The 16,391-nt window shown below is 69.6% G+C and carries 15 protein-coding genes; 9 read left to right on the top strand and 6 right to left on the bottom strand.

Annotation, left to right across the window (positions count from 1 at the left end; translation table 11 throughout):
• Positions 1-9 precede the first annotated feature (9 nt).
• The 4 genes from ACFYTE_RS18750 to ACFYTE_RS18735 are packed head-to-tail and all read right to left on the bottom strand — an operon-like array spanning position 10 to position 4,076.
• A complete protein-coding gene (locus ACFYTE_RS18750) occupies positions 10-840 on the bottom strand; it encodes a carbohydrate ABC transporter permease (RefSeq protein WP_388711145.1) in 831 nt (276 codons plus the stop codon).
• On the bottom strand, positions 840-1,712 hold the full coding sequence (locus ACFYTE_RS18745; RefSeq protein ID WP_388711142.1) for a carbohydrate ABC transporter permease: 873 nt from the start codon (positions 1,710-1,712) through the stop codon (positions 840-842). The genes ACFYTE_RS18750 and ACFYTE_RS18745 overlap by 1 nt, the downstream gene beginning before the upstream one ends.
• Positions 1,709-3,055 carry an ABC transporter substrate-binding protein gene (locus ACFYTE_RS18740; protein ID WP_388711139.1) on the bottom strand — a complete coding sequence of 449 codons (1,347 nt, stop codon included), beginning with the start codon at positions 3,053-3,055 and terminating at the stop codon, positions 1,709-1,711. Before ACFYTE_RS18740 ends, ACFYTE_RS18745 begins: the two co-directional genes overlap by 4 nt.
• Positions 3,056-3,065: 10 nt before the next feature.
• Complete coding sequence (locus ACFYTE_RS18735) at positions 3,066-4,076, bottom strand: LacI family DNA-binding transcriptional regulator (RefSeq protein ID WP_388711136.1); 1,011 nt, start codon at positions 4,074-4,076, stop codon at positions 3,066-3,068.
• Positions 4,077-4,218: 142 nt separating this feature from the next.
• On the opposite strand from ACFYTE_RS18735, the gene ACFYTE_RS18730 reads away from it, so the two are divergent.
• On the top strand, positions 4,219-5,187 hold the full coding sequence (locus tag ACFYTE_RS18730) for an ADP-ribosylglycohydrolase family protein (RefSeq protein ID WP_388711133.1): 969 nt from the start codon (positions 4,219-4,221) through the stop codon (positions 5,185-5,187).
• Positions 5,184-6,209: an ADP-ribosylglycohydrolase family protein gene (locus ACFYTE_RS18725; protein ID WP_388711130.1), complete on the top strand. Its 1,026-nt coding sequence runs from the start codon at positions 5,184-5,186 to the stop codon at positions 6,207-6,209. Before ACFYTE_RS18730 ends, ACFYTE_RS18725 begins: the two co-directional genes overlap by 4 nt.
• Before the next feature lie 257 nt (positions 6,210-6,466).
• Here the strand turns inward: ACFYTE_RS18725 and ACFYTE_RS18720 are convergent, their stop codons facing one another.
• On the bottom strand, positions 6,467-7,144 hold the full coding sequence (locus tag ACFYTE_RS18720; RefSeq protein WP_388711127.1) for a CBS domain-containing protein: 678 nt from the start codon (positions 7,142-7,144) through the stop codon (positions 6,467-6,469).
• A 337-nt stretch (positions 7,145-7,481) separates the two neighbouring features.
• A complete protein-coding gene (locus ACFYTE_RS18715; RefSeq protein WP_388711124.1) occupies positions 7,482-8,105 on the bottom strand; it encodes a TetR/AcrR family transcriptional regulator in 624 nt (207 codons plus the stop codon).
• Positions 8,106-8,247: 142 nt separating this feature from the next.
• On the opposite strand from ACFYTE_RS18715, the gene ACFYTE_RS18710 reads away from it, so the two are divergent.
• From ACFYTE_RS18710 to ACFYTE_RS18680, 7 genes are all read left to right on the top strand, one after another.
• Positions 8,248-10,650 (top strand): xanthine dehydrogenase family protein molybdopterin-binding subunit, encoded by a 2,403-nt coding sequence (locus ACFYTE_RS18710; RefSeq protein ID WP_388711121.1) that lies wholly within the window; start codon positions 8,248-8,250, stop codon positions 10,648-10,650.
• Positions 10,647-11,522, top strand: coding sequence for an FAD binding domain-containing protein (locus ACFYTE_RS18705; protein WP_388711119.1), 876 nt, complete (start codon positions 10,647-10,649; stop codon positions 11,520-11,522). The genes ACFYTE_RS18710 and ACFYTE_RS18705 overlap by 4 nt, the downstream gene beginning before the upstream one ends.
• Complete coding sequence (locus ACFYTE_RS18700) at positions 11,515-11,994, top strand: (2Fe-2S)-binding protein (protein ID WP_388711116.1); 480 nt, start codon at positions 11,515-11,517, stop codon at positions 11,992-11,994. The genes ACFYTE_RS18705 and ACFYTE_RS18700 overlap by 8 nt, the downstream gene beginning before the upstream one ends.
• Positions 11,991-13,439 (top strand): SRPBCC domain-containing protein, encoded by a 1,449-nt coding sequence (locus ACFYTE_RS18695; protein WP_388711113.1) that lies wholly within the window; start codon positions 11,991-11,993, stop codon positions 13,437-13,439. The genes ACFYTE_RS18700 and ACFYTE_RS18695 overlap by 4 nt, the downstream gene beginning before the upstream one ends.
• Before the next feature lie 54 nt (positions 13,440-13,493).
• On the top strand, positions 13,494-14,330 hold the full coding sequence (locus ACFYTE_RS18690; protein ID WP_388711110.1) for a mycofactocin-coupled SDR family oxidoreductase: 837 nt from the start codon (positions 13,494-13,496) through the stop codon (positions 14,328-14,330).
• Between the two features lie 82 nt (positions 14,331-14,412).
• Positions 14,413-15,609, top strand: a complete 1,197-nt coding sequence (locus tag ACFYTE_RS18685) for a cytochrome P450 (RefSeq protein ID WP_388711108.1) — start codon at positions 14,413-14,415, stop codon at positions 15,607-15,609.
• Positions 15,606-15,839: a ferredoxin gene (locus ACFYTE_RS18680; RefSeq protein ID WP_388711105.1), complete on the top strand. Its 234-nt coding sequence runs from the start codon at positions 15,606-15,608 to the stop codon at positions 15,837-15,839. The genes ACFYTE_RS18685 and ACFYTE_RS18680 overlap by 4 nt, the downstream gene beginning before the upstream one ends.
• The last annotated feature ends 552 nt before the right edge of the window (positions 15,840-16,391 follow it).

Here is a 16,391-nt window from a genome sequence, read left to right as displayed (position 1 = left end):
CGCTTCACCTCAACCGGTCATGCCGGACGAGGTGTAGCCCTCGACGAAGCGGCGGTTGAGAACGACGAACAGCACAAGAACCGGCAGGACCATGATGAGGCCGGCCGCGCTGACGAGTGCCCAGTTGGGGGACAGACCTTGCTGGAAGGAGTACAGCGCGACGGAGGCCGGCAGCTTCGTGCTGTCCTGGATGAAGGTGACGGCCAGGAGAAACTCGTTGTACGCCTGCAGTCCGGCCACCAGCGCTGCGGTGAGCACGCCCGGCCAGATCAGTGGGAACACGATCCGTGTGAAGACGGTGATCTCACCGGCGCCGTCCAGCCGTGCCGCCGCCTCATAGTCCTTGGGCACCGCCAGCAGGAAGGTACGGATCAGCAGCGTGGCGAACGGGCTGTAGATCGCCCAGTAGATGACGATGAGCCCGAACCTGTTGTCGTAGAGGCCGATCTTCGTCCACAGCGAGAGCAGCGGCACCAGGAAGAGCTGAATGGGAAGCGAACTGGCAACCAGCAGGTACATGATGAACAGCCCTGGCTTGGGCAGCGCAAGCCGGGTGAGAGCGTAGGCGGCGCACCCGGCGATCACGGCGACCCCGGCTCCGGTGGAGAGCGCGATGAGTGCACTGTTGCCCAGACCGCGGCCCATGTCCGCATCGGACCACGCGGTGGCGAAGTTCTCCCAGCGGAACGTGCCCGGCAGGCTGAGCGGACTCTGGCTGATCTCGCCCGGAGTCTTCAGCGAGGCAAGGAGGAAAATCACCATCGGTACGACGGCATAGGCGGCAAGAATGATCAGGATGAGGTAAGCGAAGGGATGTTTCGCTGTGCCACGTCGCGCCATCACATCTCCCACTTCAGGCGTCGGCGGAGGTAGAGGTAGCCGCCGACTGTCGCGGCGCTGATGAGGGCGAGGACGACGCCGATCGCCGACGCGTACCCGGCTTGCTGCTGTTCGAAGGCCATGCGGTACATCACCGTACTCAGTACGTCGGTGGAACCTGCGGGTCCGCCCTGGGTGAGGATGTAGATGTAGTCGAAGACCAGGAACGACCAGATCACCGTCATCAGGGAGAGGAACATGAAGGTCGGGCGGATGGCCGGCAGCGTGATGTGCCAGAACTCCCGCCAGGTGTTCGCGCCGTCCATTCTGGCCGCCTCATAGAGCGAGGGCTCGATGGATTGCATGGAGGCCAGAAAGATGACCACCAGAAATCCCCACCACTGCCAGTTGTTGACGAACGCGACAGTGCCGAGTGCGATGTCTCCGTCGCCGAGGAAGTTGACATCCTTGAGCCCCGGTATGCCCAGGTCGCCCAGTACCGGGCCGATACCGCTGGTGGGGCTGAGTATCTGCCGCCAGATGGTGGCTGAGACCACGGTGGCGATGACGTAGGGGACGAAGTAGAGCACCCGGAACACGAGTTGGAACCGCTTGATCCGGGTCAGCAGGAAGGCGCCGAGCAGACCCAGTGACATCGGTACCACGAGGAAGAACGCGGTCCACAGCAGGTTGTGCAGCAGAGCCCTGAGAAAGTCGGGATCACCGAACATCGCGGTGTAGTTGGCGAAGCCGACCAGTGCGGGGGAATTGAGGCCGTCCCAGTCGGTGAACGAATAGTAGACCGACATGAGCCCGGGGCCGGCGATGACCAGGAGGTTCACCGCCACGAGCGGGGCCATGAACAGCCACGCCCTGAGTCGTGCACCCCTCATGACGTGGGCTCGAAGGGAGTGGGGACCGACCCGGCGGCGAGTTCGTCGGCGAAGGTGTTCTGCAGGCCCTTGCAGAATTCGGCAGGCTTCATGCTGCCCGTGATGACCTTGTCGAACTCGGTGTAGAGGTAGGTGTCCGACTTCGGGGGCATGAAACACCAGCTCGCGTAGCCGAGGTTCGTCGACTGCTGAATGGTCTGATACAGGCGGGCCACGCGGTCATCCGTACCGGGCGGGTAGGCGGACTGATCGAATTTGAGCGGGGCAGGGTTGGTGCCCGTGGCAGCCAGATAGTCGAGCATGTCCTGCGGGTCGGCGACCATGGAATCGATGAACTCGGCCGCGCCTGCGGGGTTCTTCGCCCGTGCGTTGACCGACAGCGCGGTTCCGATGGCGAGTGGAAACACACCGGGCTTCACCGTGTCGCTGAGGGAAGGCAGCGGTGCCCACTCCCACTTCTGGTCTCCGGTGAAGAAGGAATCAGCGGACGCGAAGCTCCAGGTGCCGGTGATGTACATGGCGACCTTGCCCTGAGCAAGTCCGGTGAACATGTCGGTGTCGGTGTTGGTGAAGTACCGATCCGGGGCGCCGCCCCACCAGCCCTTGTCTATCTGATGCTTGTACAGCGTGATCGCGTCGACGAACACCTTGTCGTCCCAGGGGCGCTTGCCCGTGAGTGCCTCGTAGAGTGCCTGGGGTCCGGCCGTGGCGTTGAGGAAGGCGGTCAGGTACCACTCGCTCTGGGCTGTGTACCCGCTGTTGCCTGCGCCGACCGGGATCATCCCCTTCGCCTTGGCCGCGGTGCAGACATCCTCGAACTCCGCAAGTGTGGTGGGCACTGCCCAGCCGTTCTTGTGGAAAACCGCCGGGCTGTAGTAGAGCACCACTGAGCCGTATCCGATGGGCACGGAGTACAGCTTTCCGTCGACCTTGCTTGCTTCCCAGGCCCAGGGAAGGAACTTGTCCTGCCAGCCGTACTTCTTGGCGTAGGAGTCCAGTGGGACGGTGTGTGAACTCTTGGCGAAGGACAGCGCAGAAGACGGACCGTCGGCGTAGACCACGTCGGGGCCGCGGCCGGCGGCGACGGCGGTGTCGGTCAGCCTGCCCAGGGTCTGGAGCTGTTTGACATCCATTCTGACCTGGACGTTCTTGGCTCTCTTGTTGAACGTGTCGATGAAGTTCTTCTTGAAGTAGCGCTCGACGTCGCTGTCGGTGAAGGCGGACCAGTAGGTCACCGTGCCGGAGCCGGACGACGAGCCGCTGCCGCACGCGGCCAGTGTGCCTGCGGTCAGCAGGCCACCGCCCAGCTTGATCAGGCTGCGGCGGGACATGGGGGAAGGCATGGTGGTCTCCTCAGGATGATTCGCGAATGACCAGGCGGTGGGCGAGTACGGTCTCGCGCGCCACGTCGTCGTATTTGCCGGCCAACCGGTCGAGCAGCATCCGCGCACACGTCCTGCCGATCTCGCGGGCAGGGTTGTGCACGGTGGTGAGTGCGGGAGTCACGAGCGATGCGGCCTCGATGTCGTCGTAGCCGGTGATCGCCACATCACGGGGTACGGCGAGGCCTCGTTCTCTGGCCGCGTCCATCACACCGACCGCGATCAGGTCGTTGCCGCCGACGATGGCGTCCGGCGGGTGTGCGGAGGCGAACAGCCGCCGAGCGCCCTCTGCGCCGCTCGCCCGGCTGAAGGTGCCGAAGTGGATGAGGTCGGGGTCGGCTGTCCGGCCCGCCTCGCGCAGCGCCCGGGTGTAGCCCTCCAGCCGCATCTGGCTCGGCTGCGCGTTGTACTCGCCGTTGACCAACCCGATCCGCCGGTATCCGCGATCAAGCAGATGGTTGACCACATCGTGCATGCCGCCCACGTCGTCGGCTCGGACCACGTCGCCGAACTCGGCACGGAACCGGCTGCCGAGCCGCACGAGCTTGGTGCCGGTCTCCGCAATGGAGGCGATGTCGTCGTCAGTGGCTCCGTACGACGCCAGCACGATCCCGTCGACCCGCCGCGCCAGGACGTGGCGTACCACTTCGGGGAGTGCCCGCCCCGGCTGCGCGGCGTCCGTGATGGAGAGCAGATATCCACTCTCCATCAGCACGTCCTGGAGGCCTGCGGCGACCAGTGTGTAGAACGGGTTGGTCAGGTCGGGCACGATCAGCGCGATCGACTCGCTGCGCTGTGTCCGCAAGCCGCGAGCCGACGGGTTCGGCCGGTAACCCAGTTCTTTGATGACCCTCTCCACCAGCGCCCTGGTCGCTGCGCTGACCGGGCGTCGCCCGCTGAGCACATGCGAAACCGTGGTCACGCTGACGCCGGCCGCCGCCGCGACCTCCGCGATACCTGGTTGCTTCTTCGCTTCCCTCACGCCGCCTCACAGTGCGCAAATCGATTTGGCCGGTACTCTGCATGACTGCGTGCCGACAAGTCAACGGGCTAGCGTCTCTGCAGTTAAGAAGATTCTTCGTTGTAACATCTGCCGCGCAAAACGATGCAACTCAGGAGGTGGAGTGACCACTCAGGACCGAGCCAGAGGGGCGCTACTGGGGCTCGCCGCCGGCGACGCACTCGGCGCGCCCACGGAAGGCATGACCCTGCATGCCATCCGCGAACGTTTCGGCCGAGTCACCGGCTTTCTCTCCGACGACGCCGCCGGCACCGATGACACCGAGTACGCCGTTCTGTGTGCTCTGGGCCTGCTACGGCACGGGCGAAACATCACCAGCGACGACGTGGCCGACCTGTGGATGGCCACGGTCGGAGAGCAGCAAGGGGGTTTCTACGGCGCCGGCTTCAGCGAGATGGTCGCCATCGCCAACCTGCGGTCCGGACTGAGGCCACCGGTCAGCGGCTCGGACAGCTACGAGACGTGGAGCGACGGCGCGGCCATGCGGGTCGCCCCGGTCGGAATCCTCTGCTCCGGTGATCCCGCGCAAGCCGCTCGAATCGCCGCAGTCGATGCGTCTGTCAGCCATTCCAGGGACGGCATCTACGCCGCCCAGGCCGTCGCCGCAGCCGTTGCAGCCGCCCTCACCCGCACCACCCCGGCCGAGGCCGTCGCAGCGGGGGTGGCCGCGTTGCCGCCGGACTCCTGGTCCGCACGGCTGGTCGCGCGGGCGCTTGAGATCGCCGCGTCTTCCGGATCCCCGGACGAGCAGCTCTACGCGGAGATACCGCTGTTCCACTATCCCTGGTGGGACACCGCCCCCGAAGCGTTGGCCCTCGCCTTTGGTCTCTTCTCCGCCTACGGGGCGGACTTCGAGCAAGCGGTCCTCGCCGGAGTGAACATCGGCCGGGACTCCGACACCATCGCCGCCGTGATCGGCGCTCTCGCAGGTGCCCTGCACGGCGCCCAGGCCATCCCGCCCACATGGTGTGACCAGGTCACCAAGGTGCGCGGCCGGTGTGTCACTGCGACAGCGGGGACCGACCTCGTTGAACTGGCCGATCGTCTGAGGGAACGGGGAACCACGGGATGACACATGTTCGTGACCGCGCGCTCAACGCACTGCTCGGGCTGGCCGCCGGCGACGCCACTGGACTGCCGGCCCAGTTTCACCGGCAGGCGAGGTCGGCCTGGGCGCGGGAGGCGGGATGGAAGTTCTCCGCTGCGCTGGACGAGCAGCGGGTCTCCCGCCCGCTGCTGCCCTTCACGCTGGGCGCGGGGGATCCCGTTCCGCTGAGCTGCACCGACGACGCCGAGACCGCCGCCATCGCCTCGCTGGTCCTGCTTCAGTGTGAGGAGGAAAACAGCCAGACCGACCTGTTCAGCGGCTGGCTGGACTGGATGGGCGGTGATGACGTGTGGACGGGCGTCGCCGAGCGCTCAGCCGTCATCAACGCGGCCCGCGGACTGGTTCCCCCGGCCACCGGCAACGACAATCCCGAGCACTGGTCGGACGGAGCCGTGCCGGCAGGCGTGCCGATCGGCATCCGTTATGCGGGTGACCCGGCTACCGCCGCTGAGGTCGCGGGCCGCTACGCCCGGATATCGCACGCGGCGGACGGCGTCTGGGCCACCCAGGCCATGGCCAGGGCCATTGCTGCGCTGGTCTCCGGCGTCCCGCTGGCCGAGGCTCTGGCCGATGCGGCGTCCTCGGTGCCCGATGACAGCTGGCTCAGCCGCAACCTGGCCGTCGCACGCCGGATTCGGGGCTCGGCGGCCACCCCCTTCGAGGCCGTCCCCGACCTGGTTGCCGAGCTGGCCCCCGCTGTGTACAGCCATGCCTGCGTGGCGACGGAGACCCTGCCGGTGGCCTTCGTGCTGGCTGAGCTGTCCGGCGGCGATCTGCCGACCGCCCTCGGCGCCGCCGCACTGGTCTCTCGCCAGTCGGACAGCATGCCCGCCATGGTCGGCGCTGTGTGCGGGGCCGCGGGCGCCGTGCTCCCGGAGTCCTGGCGCCGCCACGTCGACGAGGTTCCCGGCGTTCTCAATCCGCGGCTGAAAGGCATACGCCTGAGTGATCTCGCCGACCGCCTGACAGCGTTCGGCAACCAGTAGACGGCACACCTGCCGTCGCGGTCGTCAGCCGGCGATGCGCCCCTTCGTTCCCGCGACGACGGCCTGGAGGCGGTTCTTGACCCGGTGGCCGGGGCCGTTGACGGAGATCACTTCGCAACGGTCCCGTCCCCGACAGCGCAGGCGAGGCGACGGCCTGCTGTGCCTTTGCCGCCCAGGCCGGACGGGGGAACCCGGTGGCCGACGACACCGGTGATCCCGTGCTGCTGGGAGGGGTGCTCCGAAAGATCGATACCCGACTACCGTGGGCTCTCGGCGGCCCTGTCGTCGATGGCGTAGTCGATCATGGGCCTGACCGTGACCACGCCGTCCACGCCCTTGGCGAGCTGTTCGGCGATCCGGGCGGTGCTGTGCTTCTCGACCTGGCCGCGCAGGGTGACGACGCCGTCGTGAACCTGGACCTGCACCTCCTGTCCGCTCAGCCGCAGTATCGCTGTCAGTACTTCGTCGTGTATCTCCTGGCGTATCTCCTCGTCGGGGCGCAGGAACACACGCAGCAGGTCGGGCCGGCTGACGATGCCGATGATGTGCTCCGTCTCGTCCACGACCACCAGTCGTTTGACATGGCGGCGGTCCATCTCGCGGGCCGCCTGGGCCACCGGCCAGTCGGCGTGGGCGGTGGCCACGGGGGTGGTCATCAGCCCGGCGGCGTTCTCCGCGCGTGCTTTGGCCTTCTCATGCGGCCACCCGGGCGGTGCTGCCTGACGGCCGTACTCATCGGGCTGTTCGGCCTGTTTGCGGAGCAGATCGGCTTCGGACACCAGCCCGATCGGCGCACCGTGCTCGTCGGCCACGGGCACGGCGCTGATGCCGTGACTGGACAGGACGGACGTGATCTCTTTGAACAGGGTGTCCGGTCGAACGGTAACGACATCCCGTGTCATCACCTCACTGACGGTGCTGTGCTGGGCGGTCATCTCGCACCTCCTTCCTGCCTGCGCGTCGCGCGGTGGACGCCGGCTCACCCCCCACGTCTCCACTGTGCTCCTTCTGTGTGCGGTCGCTGCCGGGGCCGATGGTCCCGGATTGCGGCTGGCCTTCCTCTTTTCGGCGGGCCATCGCCCGCACCATGAGATGCCCGCCGCCCACCTCGGCTGCATGCTCTGCCCGGTCCGGGGCGCCGCCGGGACTGGGACCGCGGTCTCGGCGGTGCCGTACGAGCATCAACGAGCTTTATTCCGACCAGAGTTGATGGTGCGGCGTGCGCCGCAGCCCGTGCCGGTGGCGCCGGTCGGACCGAGCGGGAGGTCACGGTCACGCGCTTGTGCGGCCGTCGGCCGGGTGGCCGGGGCCGGGCTCGGGGGCTCCCTCGATACGCTGGAGGATCCGTTCCACGAGGTCGAGGGTCTCCGTGTGCCCGGCGGTCATGCCGAGAGACTTCTCCATGACGAGGACACGGGCGAGCGCCGTGGTCACCACGAGCAGCGCGACGGGAGGTACGTCCGGCAGGGAGAGCCCCGCCTCGGCGGCCTTGCGGACGATGATCTCCTCCTGCGCCCGGCGGTAGCGTTCCGCGTGGGCGGCGAGTTCGCCGTGGATGGCCTTGCGGTGGTTGGCCAGGGCCATGAACTCCGTGATCAGGGCGGCTCCGGGCTGGCTGCTGAGCTGCCACAGGGCGTGCAGCGGCTGCGGGGTGTCGAGCACGCGTGCCGAGTTCTCCAGTTCCTGCTCCGCCCGCCGCCGCAGCACCGCGAGGAAGAGGTCGTCGAGCGTGCGGAAGTAGTAGAGAACCAGCGCGGGCGCGACATCGGCCTCCCGCGCCACCCGGCGGATGCCGACGGAGGCGTACCCCTCCTTGAGCATCAGCCGCTCGGTGATGTCCAGCAGCCGCAGGCGCGTTCTGGAGTTCTCGGTACCCATACGGCGAGGCGCAGTCATGGGGCCATTGTCCTTGACGGGTCCGGGGCCCGATGTTAAACAGTTGTTCAGCGCGCCTGTTAAACAGTCGTTCAGCACCGGCTTCTTCGGGCTGATCCACCCATCACCGGCGGTTGGGCCGGGTGAACGGAGGGCGAGGCCGATGGCAGGGACCACCCACGAGGCGGCGCCGGCCCGCTCCTCGCGGGCTCTGCGCCCCGACCGGGCAGGGCAGAGCCCCTACACGGGCACCCGCACCCCGCGCGTCGAGGACCCCCGGCTGCTGACCGGCACCGGCACCTACGTCGACGACGTCGTGCGGCCCGGGATGCTGCACGCCTGCTTCGTACGCAGTCCTCTCGCACGGGCCCGCATCACCGGGGTTGACGTCTCGGAGGCGCTGGTCCTCCCGGGCGTCCACGCCGTCTTCGTCGCGGCCGACCTCAATCCCGGCGTACACGAACAGTGGTACTCGCTCAACGGGCGGGACGACCCCGACACCCCCCGCCCGCCGCTCGCCGAGGGCGAAGTGCGCTTCGTCGGAGACCCCGTGGCCATGGTCGTCGCCGTGGACCGCTACATCGCCGAGGACGCGGCCGAGCTGGTCGTGGTCGACTACGAGCCCCTTGTGCCCGTCGTCGACTACACCACCGCGCTTCAGTCACCCGAATCGGTCCACGCCACCCATCCCGACAACCTGGTGGGCCGGCTCGGCGGGCGCCCGATGGACGAACTCGCGCCCGTCTTCGAGAACGCGGCACACGTGGTGAGCACCACCGTCCACCAGCAGTCCCACGGGCCGGTGCCGATGGAGACCCGTGGGATCGTCGCCGAATGGGCGGCGCCCGCCGGGGAGATGACGATCTGGGCGGCGACCCAGTCCCCGCACGAGGTCCGCTCCTTCGGCGCGCGTCTGCTCGGCGTCGACGAACACCGGGTGCGGGTGACGGCGCGGGACACCGGCGGGGGATTCGGGCAGAAGGTGCTGCCGCAGCGCGAGGACATGTGCGTCATGCTGGCGGCGCTCAAGCTGCCCGTGGCGCTGAAGTGGACCGAGGACCGGCAGGAGCATCTGCTGGCGGCCGGGCAGGCGCGCCACGAGCACGGCGAGGCGAGGATGGCCTTCGACGACGACGGCCGGATCCTGGCCGCCACCCTTGACCACGTCCAGGACGCGGGCGCCTACCCGACGCCGTCGCCCGTGCAGAGCGGCATCGCCGTGGGCATGCTGTTTCCCGGCCCGTACCGCATTCCCGAAGGCACCTTCCAGTCCCGGTTCGTGTTCTCCAACACCAGCGGCCGGGTGGCCTATCGAGGGCCCTGGCAGTTCGAGTCGATGGCGCGCGAGGTCCTCCTCGACACCGCCGCGCGCCGTCTGGGCATGGACCCCGTCGAACTGCGGCGCCGGAACATGCTGCGCCGCGAGGACCTGCCCACCGCCAACTGCCTCGGAATGCCCTACGACCACATCACTCCCTACGAAACCTTCGAACAGGCGCTGGAGATGCTCGACTACCCGGCCTTCCGGCGCGAGCAGGAACGGGCCCGCGCCCAGGGGCGCCACCTCGGCGTCGGCACCTGCACCTATGTGGAACCCACCGCGGGCGCCACGCCGTTCCACGGCACCGAGGGCGCGACCATCCGGATCGAGCCCTCCGGCAAGGTCAACGTCCACGTCGCCGGCGGCTCGTGCGGGAACAGCCTGGAGACAACCGTCGTCCAGCTCACCGCCGACGCGCTCGGCGTGGCCATCGAGGACGTCAGCACCATCCAGGGCGACACCGCGGTCACCCCGTTCGGCGGCGGTACGGGCGGCAGCCGGTCGGGGCCCATGACGGCCGGTGCGATCGCCGAGACCGCCGCCGGGCTGCGGACCCGCATCCTCGCGATCGCGGCGCACCGCTTGGACGTCGCCGTGGGCGAGGTGGAGTTCGTCCGGAGCCGGGCATCGGTCAGGGGCAGGCCCGAGCGCGCACTCACCCTCGCCGAGATCGCCGGCATCGCCTATTTCCAGGTCCACGCCCTGCCACCGGGCGTGCCGGCCGGACTGGAGGCGAGCGGCCGCTACCGCACACCGCACCCCATGATCTGGGCCAACGCCACGCACCTGTGCACCTGCGAGGTGGACGTCGTGACCGGCGGAGTGAAACTGCTGCGGTACATCGTCAGCGAGGACTGCGGGCCCATGATCAACCCCAGTGTGGTGGAGGGCCAGATCCTCGGCGGCACCGTGCAGGGAATCGGCGGCGCCCTCTACGAACACCTCGCCTACGACGACGAGGGCAACCCGCTGGCCACCACCTTCATGGACTATCTGCTGCCCACGGCCACCGAGGTGCCCACCATCGAACTCGGGCACGTCGAAACCCCCGGCCCCGGTCCCGGGGGACACAAGGGGGTGGGCGAGGGCGGCGCGATCGGCTCCGCCCCGGCCGTCGTGAACGCCGTCGCCGACGCCCTCGCGCCGTTCGGGGTGGAGATCACCAGGCTGCCGCTGACACCGGCGTCGATCGTCGGACTCCTCGAAGAGGCCCGAACCGGCCTGCGCGGGGCGGTGACCGTATGAAACCGGCATCGTTCGAGTACCACGCCCCCGCCGACGCCGAGGAGGCGGTCGCCCTGCTCGCCGGCCTGGGCGACGAGGCGAAGGCCATCGCCGGCGGGCAGAGCCTCGTCCCCATGCTGGCGCTGCGCCTCGCGTCCTTCGGACACCTCGTCGACCTGCGCCGCCTGGACGCACTGCGGGGCATCGAGCACCGCGAGGGGGCGCTGCGGATCGGCGCGACCACGACCCAGGCCACCGTGCAGCGATCGCAGGAGGTACGGGCCGCCGTACCCCTCCTGGCCCGCGCCACCACGCTGATCGGCCACTTCCAGATCCGCAGCCGCGGCACCGTCGGAGGCTCGCTCGCGCACGCCGACGCCGCGGCCGAGTATCCCGCGGTGGCACTGGCCCTGGACGCCGGCCTGGAGACCCTGTCGGTGCGCGGACGCCGCACCGTTCCCGCCGCGCGGTTCTTCACCGGCATGTGGAGCACCGCTCTGGACGAGGACGAACTGCTGACGGCCGTGGTCTTCCCCGTCTGGCACCGCCCCTGCGGATTCGCCGTCGATGAATTCGCCCGCAGGAGCGGCGACTTCGCCCTCGCCGGGGCCGCCGTTGCCGTGGGCCTCGACCCCGGCGGGCGGATCGACCGGTGCGCCATCGCCCTGTTCGGCCTCGGCCCGGCCCCCTGCCGGGCCGAGGCGGCGGAGACGGCCCTGATCGGGTCCGAGCCCGCCGAGGAGAAGGCCGACGACATCGCGGACCTCGCCCTGTCGGCCCTCGACTCGGTTCCGTCCGATCTGCACGGATCGGCCGGCTATCGCAAGCGCGTGGGCGCGGCCATGGTGGCCCGCGCCTGGCGGCGCGCCGTACGGGAGGCAGTCCATGGCTGACATCGACATCCAGATGCGGATCAACGGCGTCCCGCGCCGTGACACCGTGCCGCCCCGGCTCACCCTCGCCGACTTCCTGCGGATCAACTGCGGCCTGACCGGCACACACCTCGGCTGCGAGCACGGGGTCTGCGGCGCCTGCACGGTCCTGCTGGACGGCGAGGCCGTCCGGGCCTGCCTGGTGTTCGCCGTGCAGGCCGACGGCTCGGAGGTGACCACCGTCGAGGGGCTTGCCTCGCCGAGCGGTGAACTCTCCACCGTCCAGGAGGCTTTCCGGGAGCAGCACGGGCTGCAGTGCGGGTTCTGCACCCCGGGTTTCGTGGTCTCGGTCACCGCGTTTCTCGCCGAGAACCCCAAGCCCACCGACGAGGAGATCCGCGAAGCCCTGTCGGGGAACCTGTGCCGCTGCACCGGCTACCAGGGAATCGTCAACGCCGTCCGAGCCGCCGCCGACACCGGGGACCGCGCATGAGGCTGCAGAACAAGCTCAGCATTCCCGCGTCGACGGAGGAGGCCTGGCGGATCCTGCTCGACATCGAGCGTGTCACCCCCTGTGTGCCCGGCGCGACGCTCACCTCCCGCAGCGGCGACAGCTACCACGGCTCGATCAAGGTCAAGCTGGGTCCCATCGGCCTCACCTACCGAGGCAGCGTGAGGTTCCTGTCGCTGAGCGAGACGGACAGGACCGTCGTGCTGGAGGCCGGCGGCAGGGAGGCACGGGGCAACGGCACCGCCACGGCCCGGGTGACCTGCCGCCTGGTCGGCTCCGGCGACGCCTCCACCGACGTGTTCATGGACACCGACCTCGCCATCACGGGCAAGCCCGCCCAGTTCGGGCGCGGTGCCCTCGGCGAGGTCGCGGGCACGCTCATCGGTCAGTTCGCCGAGAACCTCGCCCGCGAACTCACCGGGACATCGCCGACACATCCCGCGCCCACCGGCCTGCGGCCCGCGGGTTCGCCGTCCACCGGTCCGGTGTTGCAGGATCTGACGTCCGCGGGGCCGACGTCTGCGGGTTCGTCGCCTGCCGGCCTGCGGCCCGCGGGTTCGCCGTCCACCGGTCAGGTGTCGCAGGATCTGACGTCTGCGGAGTCGGCGTCTGCGGGTTCGTCGCCTGCCGGCCTGCGGCCCGCGGGTTCGGCGTCCACCGGTCCGGTGTTGCAGGATCCGACGTCTGCGGAGTCGGCGTCTGCGGGTTCGTCTCCTGCCGGCCTGCGGCGCACGGGTTCGGCGTCCACCGGTCAGGTGTCGCAGGATCTGACGTCTGCGGAGTCGGCGTCTGCGGGTTCGTCGCCTGCCGGCCTGCGGCGCACGGGTTCGGCGTCCACCGGTCCGGTGTTGCAGGACCTGACGTCTGCGGAGTCGGCGTCTGCGGGTTCGTCGCCTGCCGGCCTGCGGCCCGCGGGTTCGGCGTCCACCGGTCCGGTGTTGCAGGACCTGACGTCTGCGGAGTCGGCGTCTGCGGGTTCGTCGCCTGCCGACCTGCGGCCCGCGGGTTCGCCGTCCACCGGTCGGACGTCGCAGGACCCGACGTCCGCGGAGCCGACATCCGCAGAGCCGACGTCCGCAGAGCCGGTGCCCGCGGAGTCGACGTCCGCGGGTTCGCCGCCCGTCGGGCTGCCGTCCGGTGCCCCGGCGTCGCACGATTCGCCCTCCGTAGGCCCGCCCCCTGCCAACCCGCCGTCAGGGCAGGCGTCCCGCGGCTGCCCGGCGGACGGAGCGCTACCCCTGCGGACCGCGGACGTCGGCCGGGATGAGCCCGGCCGCGTCGCACCGCGCCGTACCGCCGAACCGATCGACCTCATCGACGCGCTCGGCACGGGAGCCGCCAAGCGTCTCGCGGCGCCCGCCACGGCACTCGCCGCGCTGCTGATCATCGCGCTCGTACGGCGCGGCCGACGACGCGACGACCGGTGACCAGGTCTCCCCGTCGCCATGACCATGCTCCCCACCCCAGGAAACGAGGTAGTCATGTCCGGACGAGTCGCAGGCAAGGTCGCCTTCATCACCGGCGCGGCACGCGGCCAGGGACGCAGCCACGCCGTGCGGCTGGCCGAAGAGGGCGCCGACATCATCGCCGTCGACGTCTGCAAGCAGCTCGACGGCGTGCAGTTCCCCATGTCCACGCCCGAGGATCTGGAGGAGACGGTCAACCGGGTGCAGAAACTGGGCCGGCGCATCATCGCCGTCCAGGCCGACGTGCGCGACCACGACGCGCTGAAGGCGGCGGTGGACGACGGTGTGGCCGAACTCGGCCGTCTGGACATCGTCGTGGCCAACGCGGGCCTCGGCAGCGACGGCAGCCGGCTCGACGCCATGTCCGAGAAGACCTGGCGCGACATGATCGACGTCAATCTGACCGGCGTATGGCTGACCACCAAGGTGTCCACCCCCCACCTCCTCGCGGGCGGTCGCGGCGGGTCGGTCATCCTGACGAGCTCCGTCGGAGGGCTCAGGGGCCACGCGAACATCGGCCACTACATCGCCGCCAAGCACGGTGTGGTGGGACTCATGCGCACCCTTGCCTGGGAGCTGGGGGAACACGGCATACGCGTCAACTCGCTGCACCCCACCCAGGTGAACACGCCGATGGTGATGCACGAGGGCACTTACCGTATGTTCCGCCCGGACCTGGAGAACCCCACCGTCGACGACTTCGCGGCGGTGTCGCAGGACATGCACCTGCTGCCCACTCCATGGGTGGAGCCGCTGGACATCAGCAACGCCGTCCTGTTCCTGGCCTCCGAAGAGGCCCGCTTCGTGACCGGCGTGACGCTGCCGGTCGACGCCGGCGCCATGCTCAAGTGAGCCGCCGGACACCGGCCGCGGCAGCGAGAACGAGGCACCCGGCCGGCCCAGAACCCGTCGCACACCGTCAGGAGGTGTGTTCGTGACCACTGCCGACACGATCTACTGGGACCCCTATGACCCCGCGCTCGCGCGCGACCCCTACCCCGTGTACAACCGGCTGCGCGAGGAAGAGCCGCTTTACCACAACGACAAGCACGACTTCTACGCCATCAGCCGCTTCGCCGACTGCCAGCGCGGCCTCGCCGACTGGCAGACCTTCTCCTCGGCACGGGGAGACATCCTGGAGATCATTCAGGCCGACATCGACCTTCCGCCCGGCACCCTCATCTTCGAGGACCCTCCCGTCCACGACATCCACCGCCGTCTGCTCGCCCGGGTGTTCACACCCCGCCGGATCGCCATGCTGGAGCCACGGGTACGGGCCTTCTGCCGGCGGGCGCTGGAGCCGGTGACCGGCGCCGAGCGGTTCGACCTCGTCGAGGCCGTCGGCGCGGAGATGCCCATGCGTGTGATCGGTATGCTCCTCGGCATCCCGGAATCGGACCAGCCGGCCATCCGCGACCGCACGGACGAGACGCTGGGCACGCAGGACGGCGGAAAGATCAACCAGGAGGACATCCTCAGCACCGAGGCGTTCCGGGACTACATCGAGTGGCGCAAGCAGCACCCCTCGGACGACCTCATGACCGAGTTGATGACCGCCGAGTTCGAGGACGAGCGGGGAACCACGCGCACGCTCACGGACGACGAGGTCCTCACCTACTGCACCGTGGTGGCCGGCGCGGGGAACGAGACGACGGGCCGCCTCATCGGCTGGTTCGGCGCCCTGATGGCCCGTTATCCCGAGCAGCGCAGGGAACTCGTGGCCGACCCGTCCCTCATCACGAACGCGATCGAGGAGATCCTGCGTTTCGAGCCGACCGGCCCGTTCACCGCGCGCTACGTGACCAGGGACGTGGAACTGTACGACCGGACCGTGCCGGCCGGGAGCGCCGTCCTGTTCATCCAGGCCGCCGCCAACCGCGACCCGCGGCGTTATTCCTACCCGGACCGGTTCGACATCCACCGGGTCACCCAGCACATGACCTTCGGCGTCGGCGCCCATTACTGCCTGGGCGCGGCCCTGGCCAGGCTGGAGGGCCGGGTGGCGGCGGAGGAGATCCTGGGGCGCTTCCCGGCCTGGGACGTGGACTGGGACCACGCGGAACTGGCGCAGACCTCGACCGTGCGCGGCTGGAAGACGCTGCCGCTCGTCATCGAAGGAGCGTCGCGGTGACCGATCACTGGAAAGTCGCCGTCGACCCGCGGGTCTGCGTCCGCACGGGGCTGTGCGTGGCCTCTGCGCCCGCGGAGTTCGAACCGGACCGCAACGGCCGGGGACGCGCGCGGTCCGAGACGCTGCCGGCGTCCGAGGCGGTGCTGGAAGTGGCCGAGTCGTGCCCCATCGAGGCGATCTCGATCACCGACGCGGACACCGGGAAAAGGATCTTCCCGCCGGAGCCATGAGCGAGCGGCCCGGACGGCGCGCGGCGCCGCTTCGCTCCGATTCCGCCCGGAGCGCCGCGCGCCGGCCCTCCCGGGGGGAAGAAACGTATGCCGCCCAGGCGGCCAGCCATGCGCCACGGTCGCCGGCTGGAGCCCGCGACCGGTGGAGAGTGCGGGCTCGTCGGCCCCGTGGCGCGAGTCGACCGCGACGCGGACCGGACGTGACACCTCTGCTCGGCATCACGGGACCCGGCTCCCCCGAGCCCTGGACCAACGGCGGCCGGGTGGCCGGCCCGGGTGCTCGGCCCGCAGCCCTCGGCCCTCGGACGGACGGCGGACTCCCGCGCCCTCGACGGCACCGTGCGGCCGCGGCGCGGATGGAACATCAGCGGAGTCATCCGGGACGTGCTCCCTCGCACCGGTGTCCGGCCCAGCCGCCCGGCTACCAGCAGGACGACCGGCGCACACGGTACGGTCGGCTCCCGGCGGCAGCCGGAAAGGGCCGGCTGAGCCACCGTCCGCGTCCACCGGGTGGCCCCGGAAGGTCAAGTCCTGGACGTCTTCTGATCGTTG

It is taken from the genome of Streptomyces sp. NPDC004629 (assembly GCF_042873595.1).
Lineage (GTDB): Bacteria > Actinomycetota > Actinomycetes > Streptomycetales > Streptomycetaceae > Streptomyces.
This window is presented reverse-complemented; position numbering and strand designations above follow the sequence as displayed.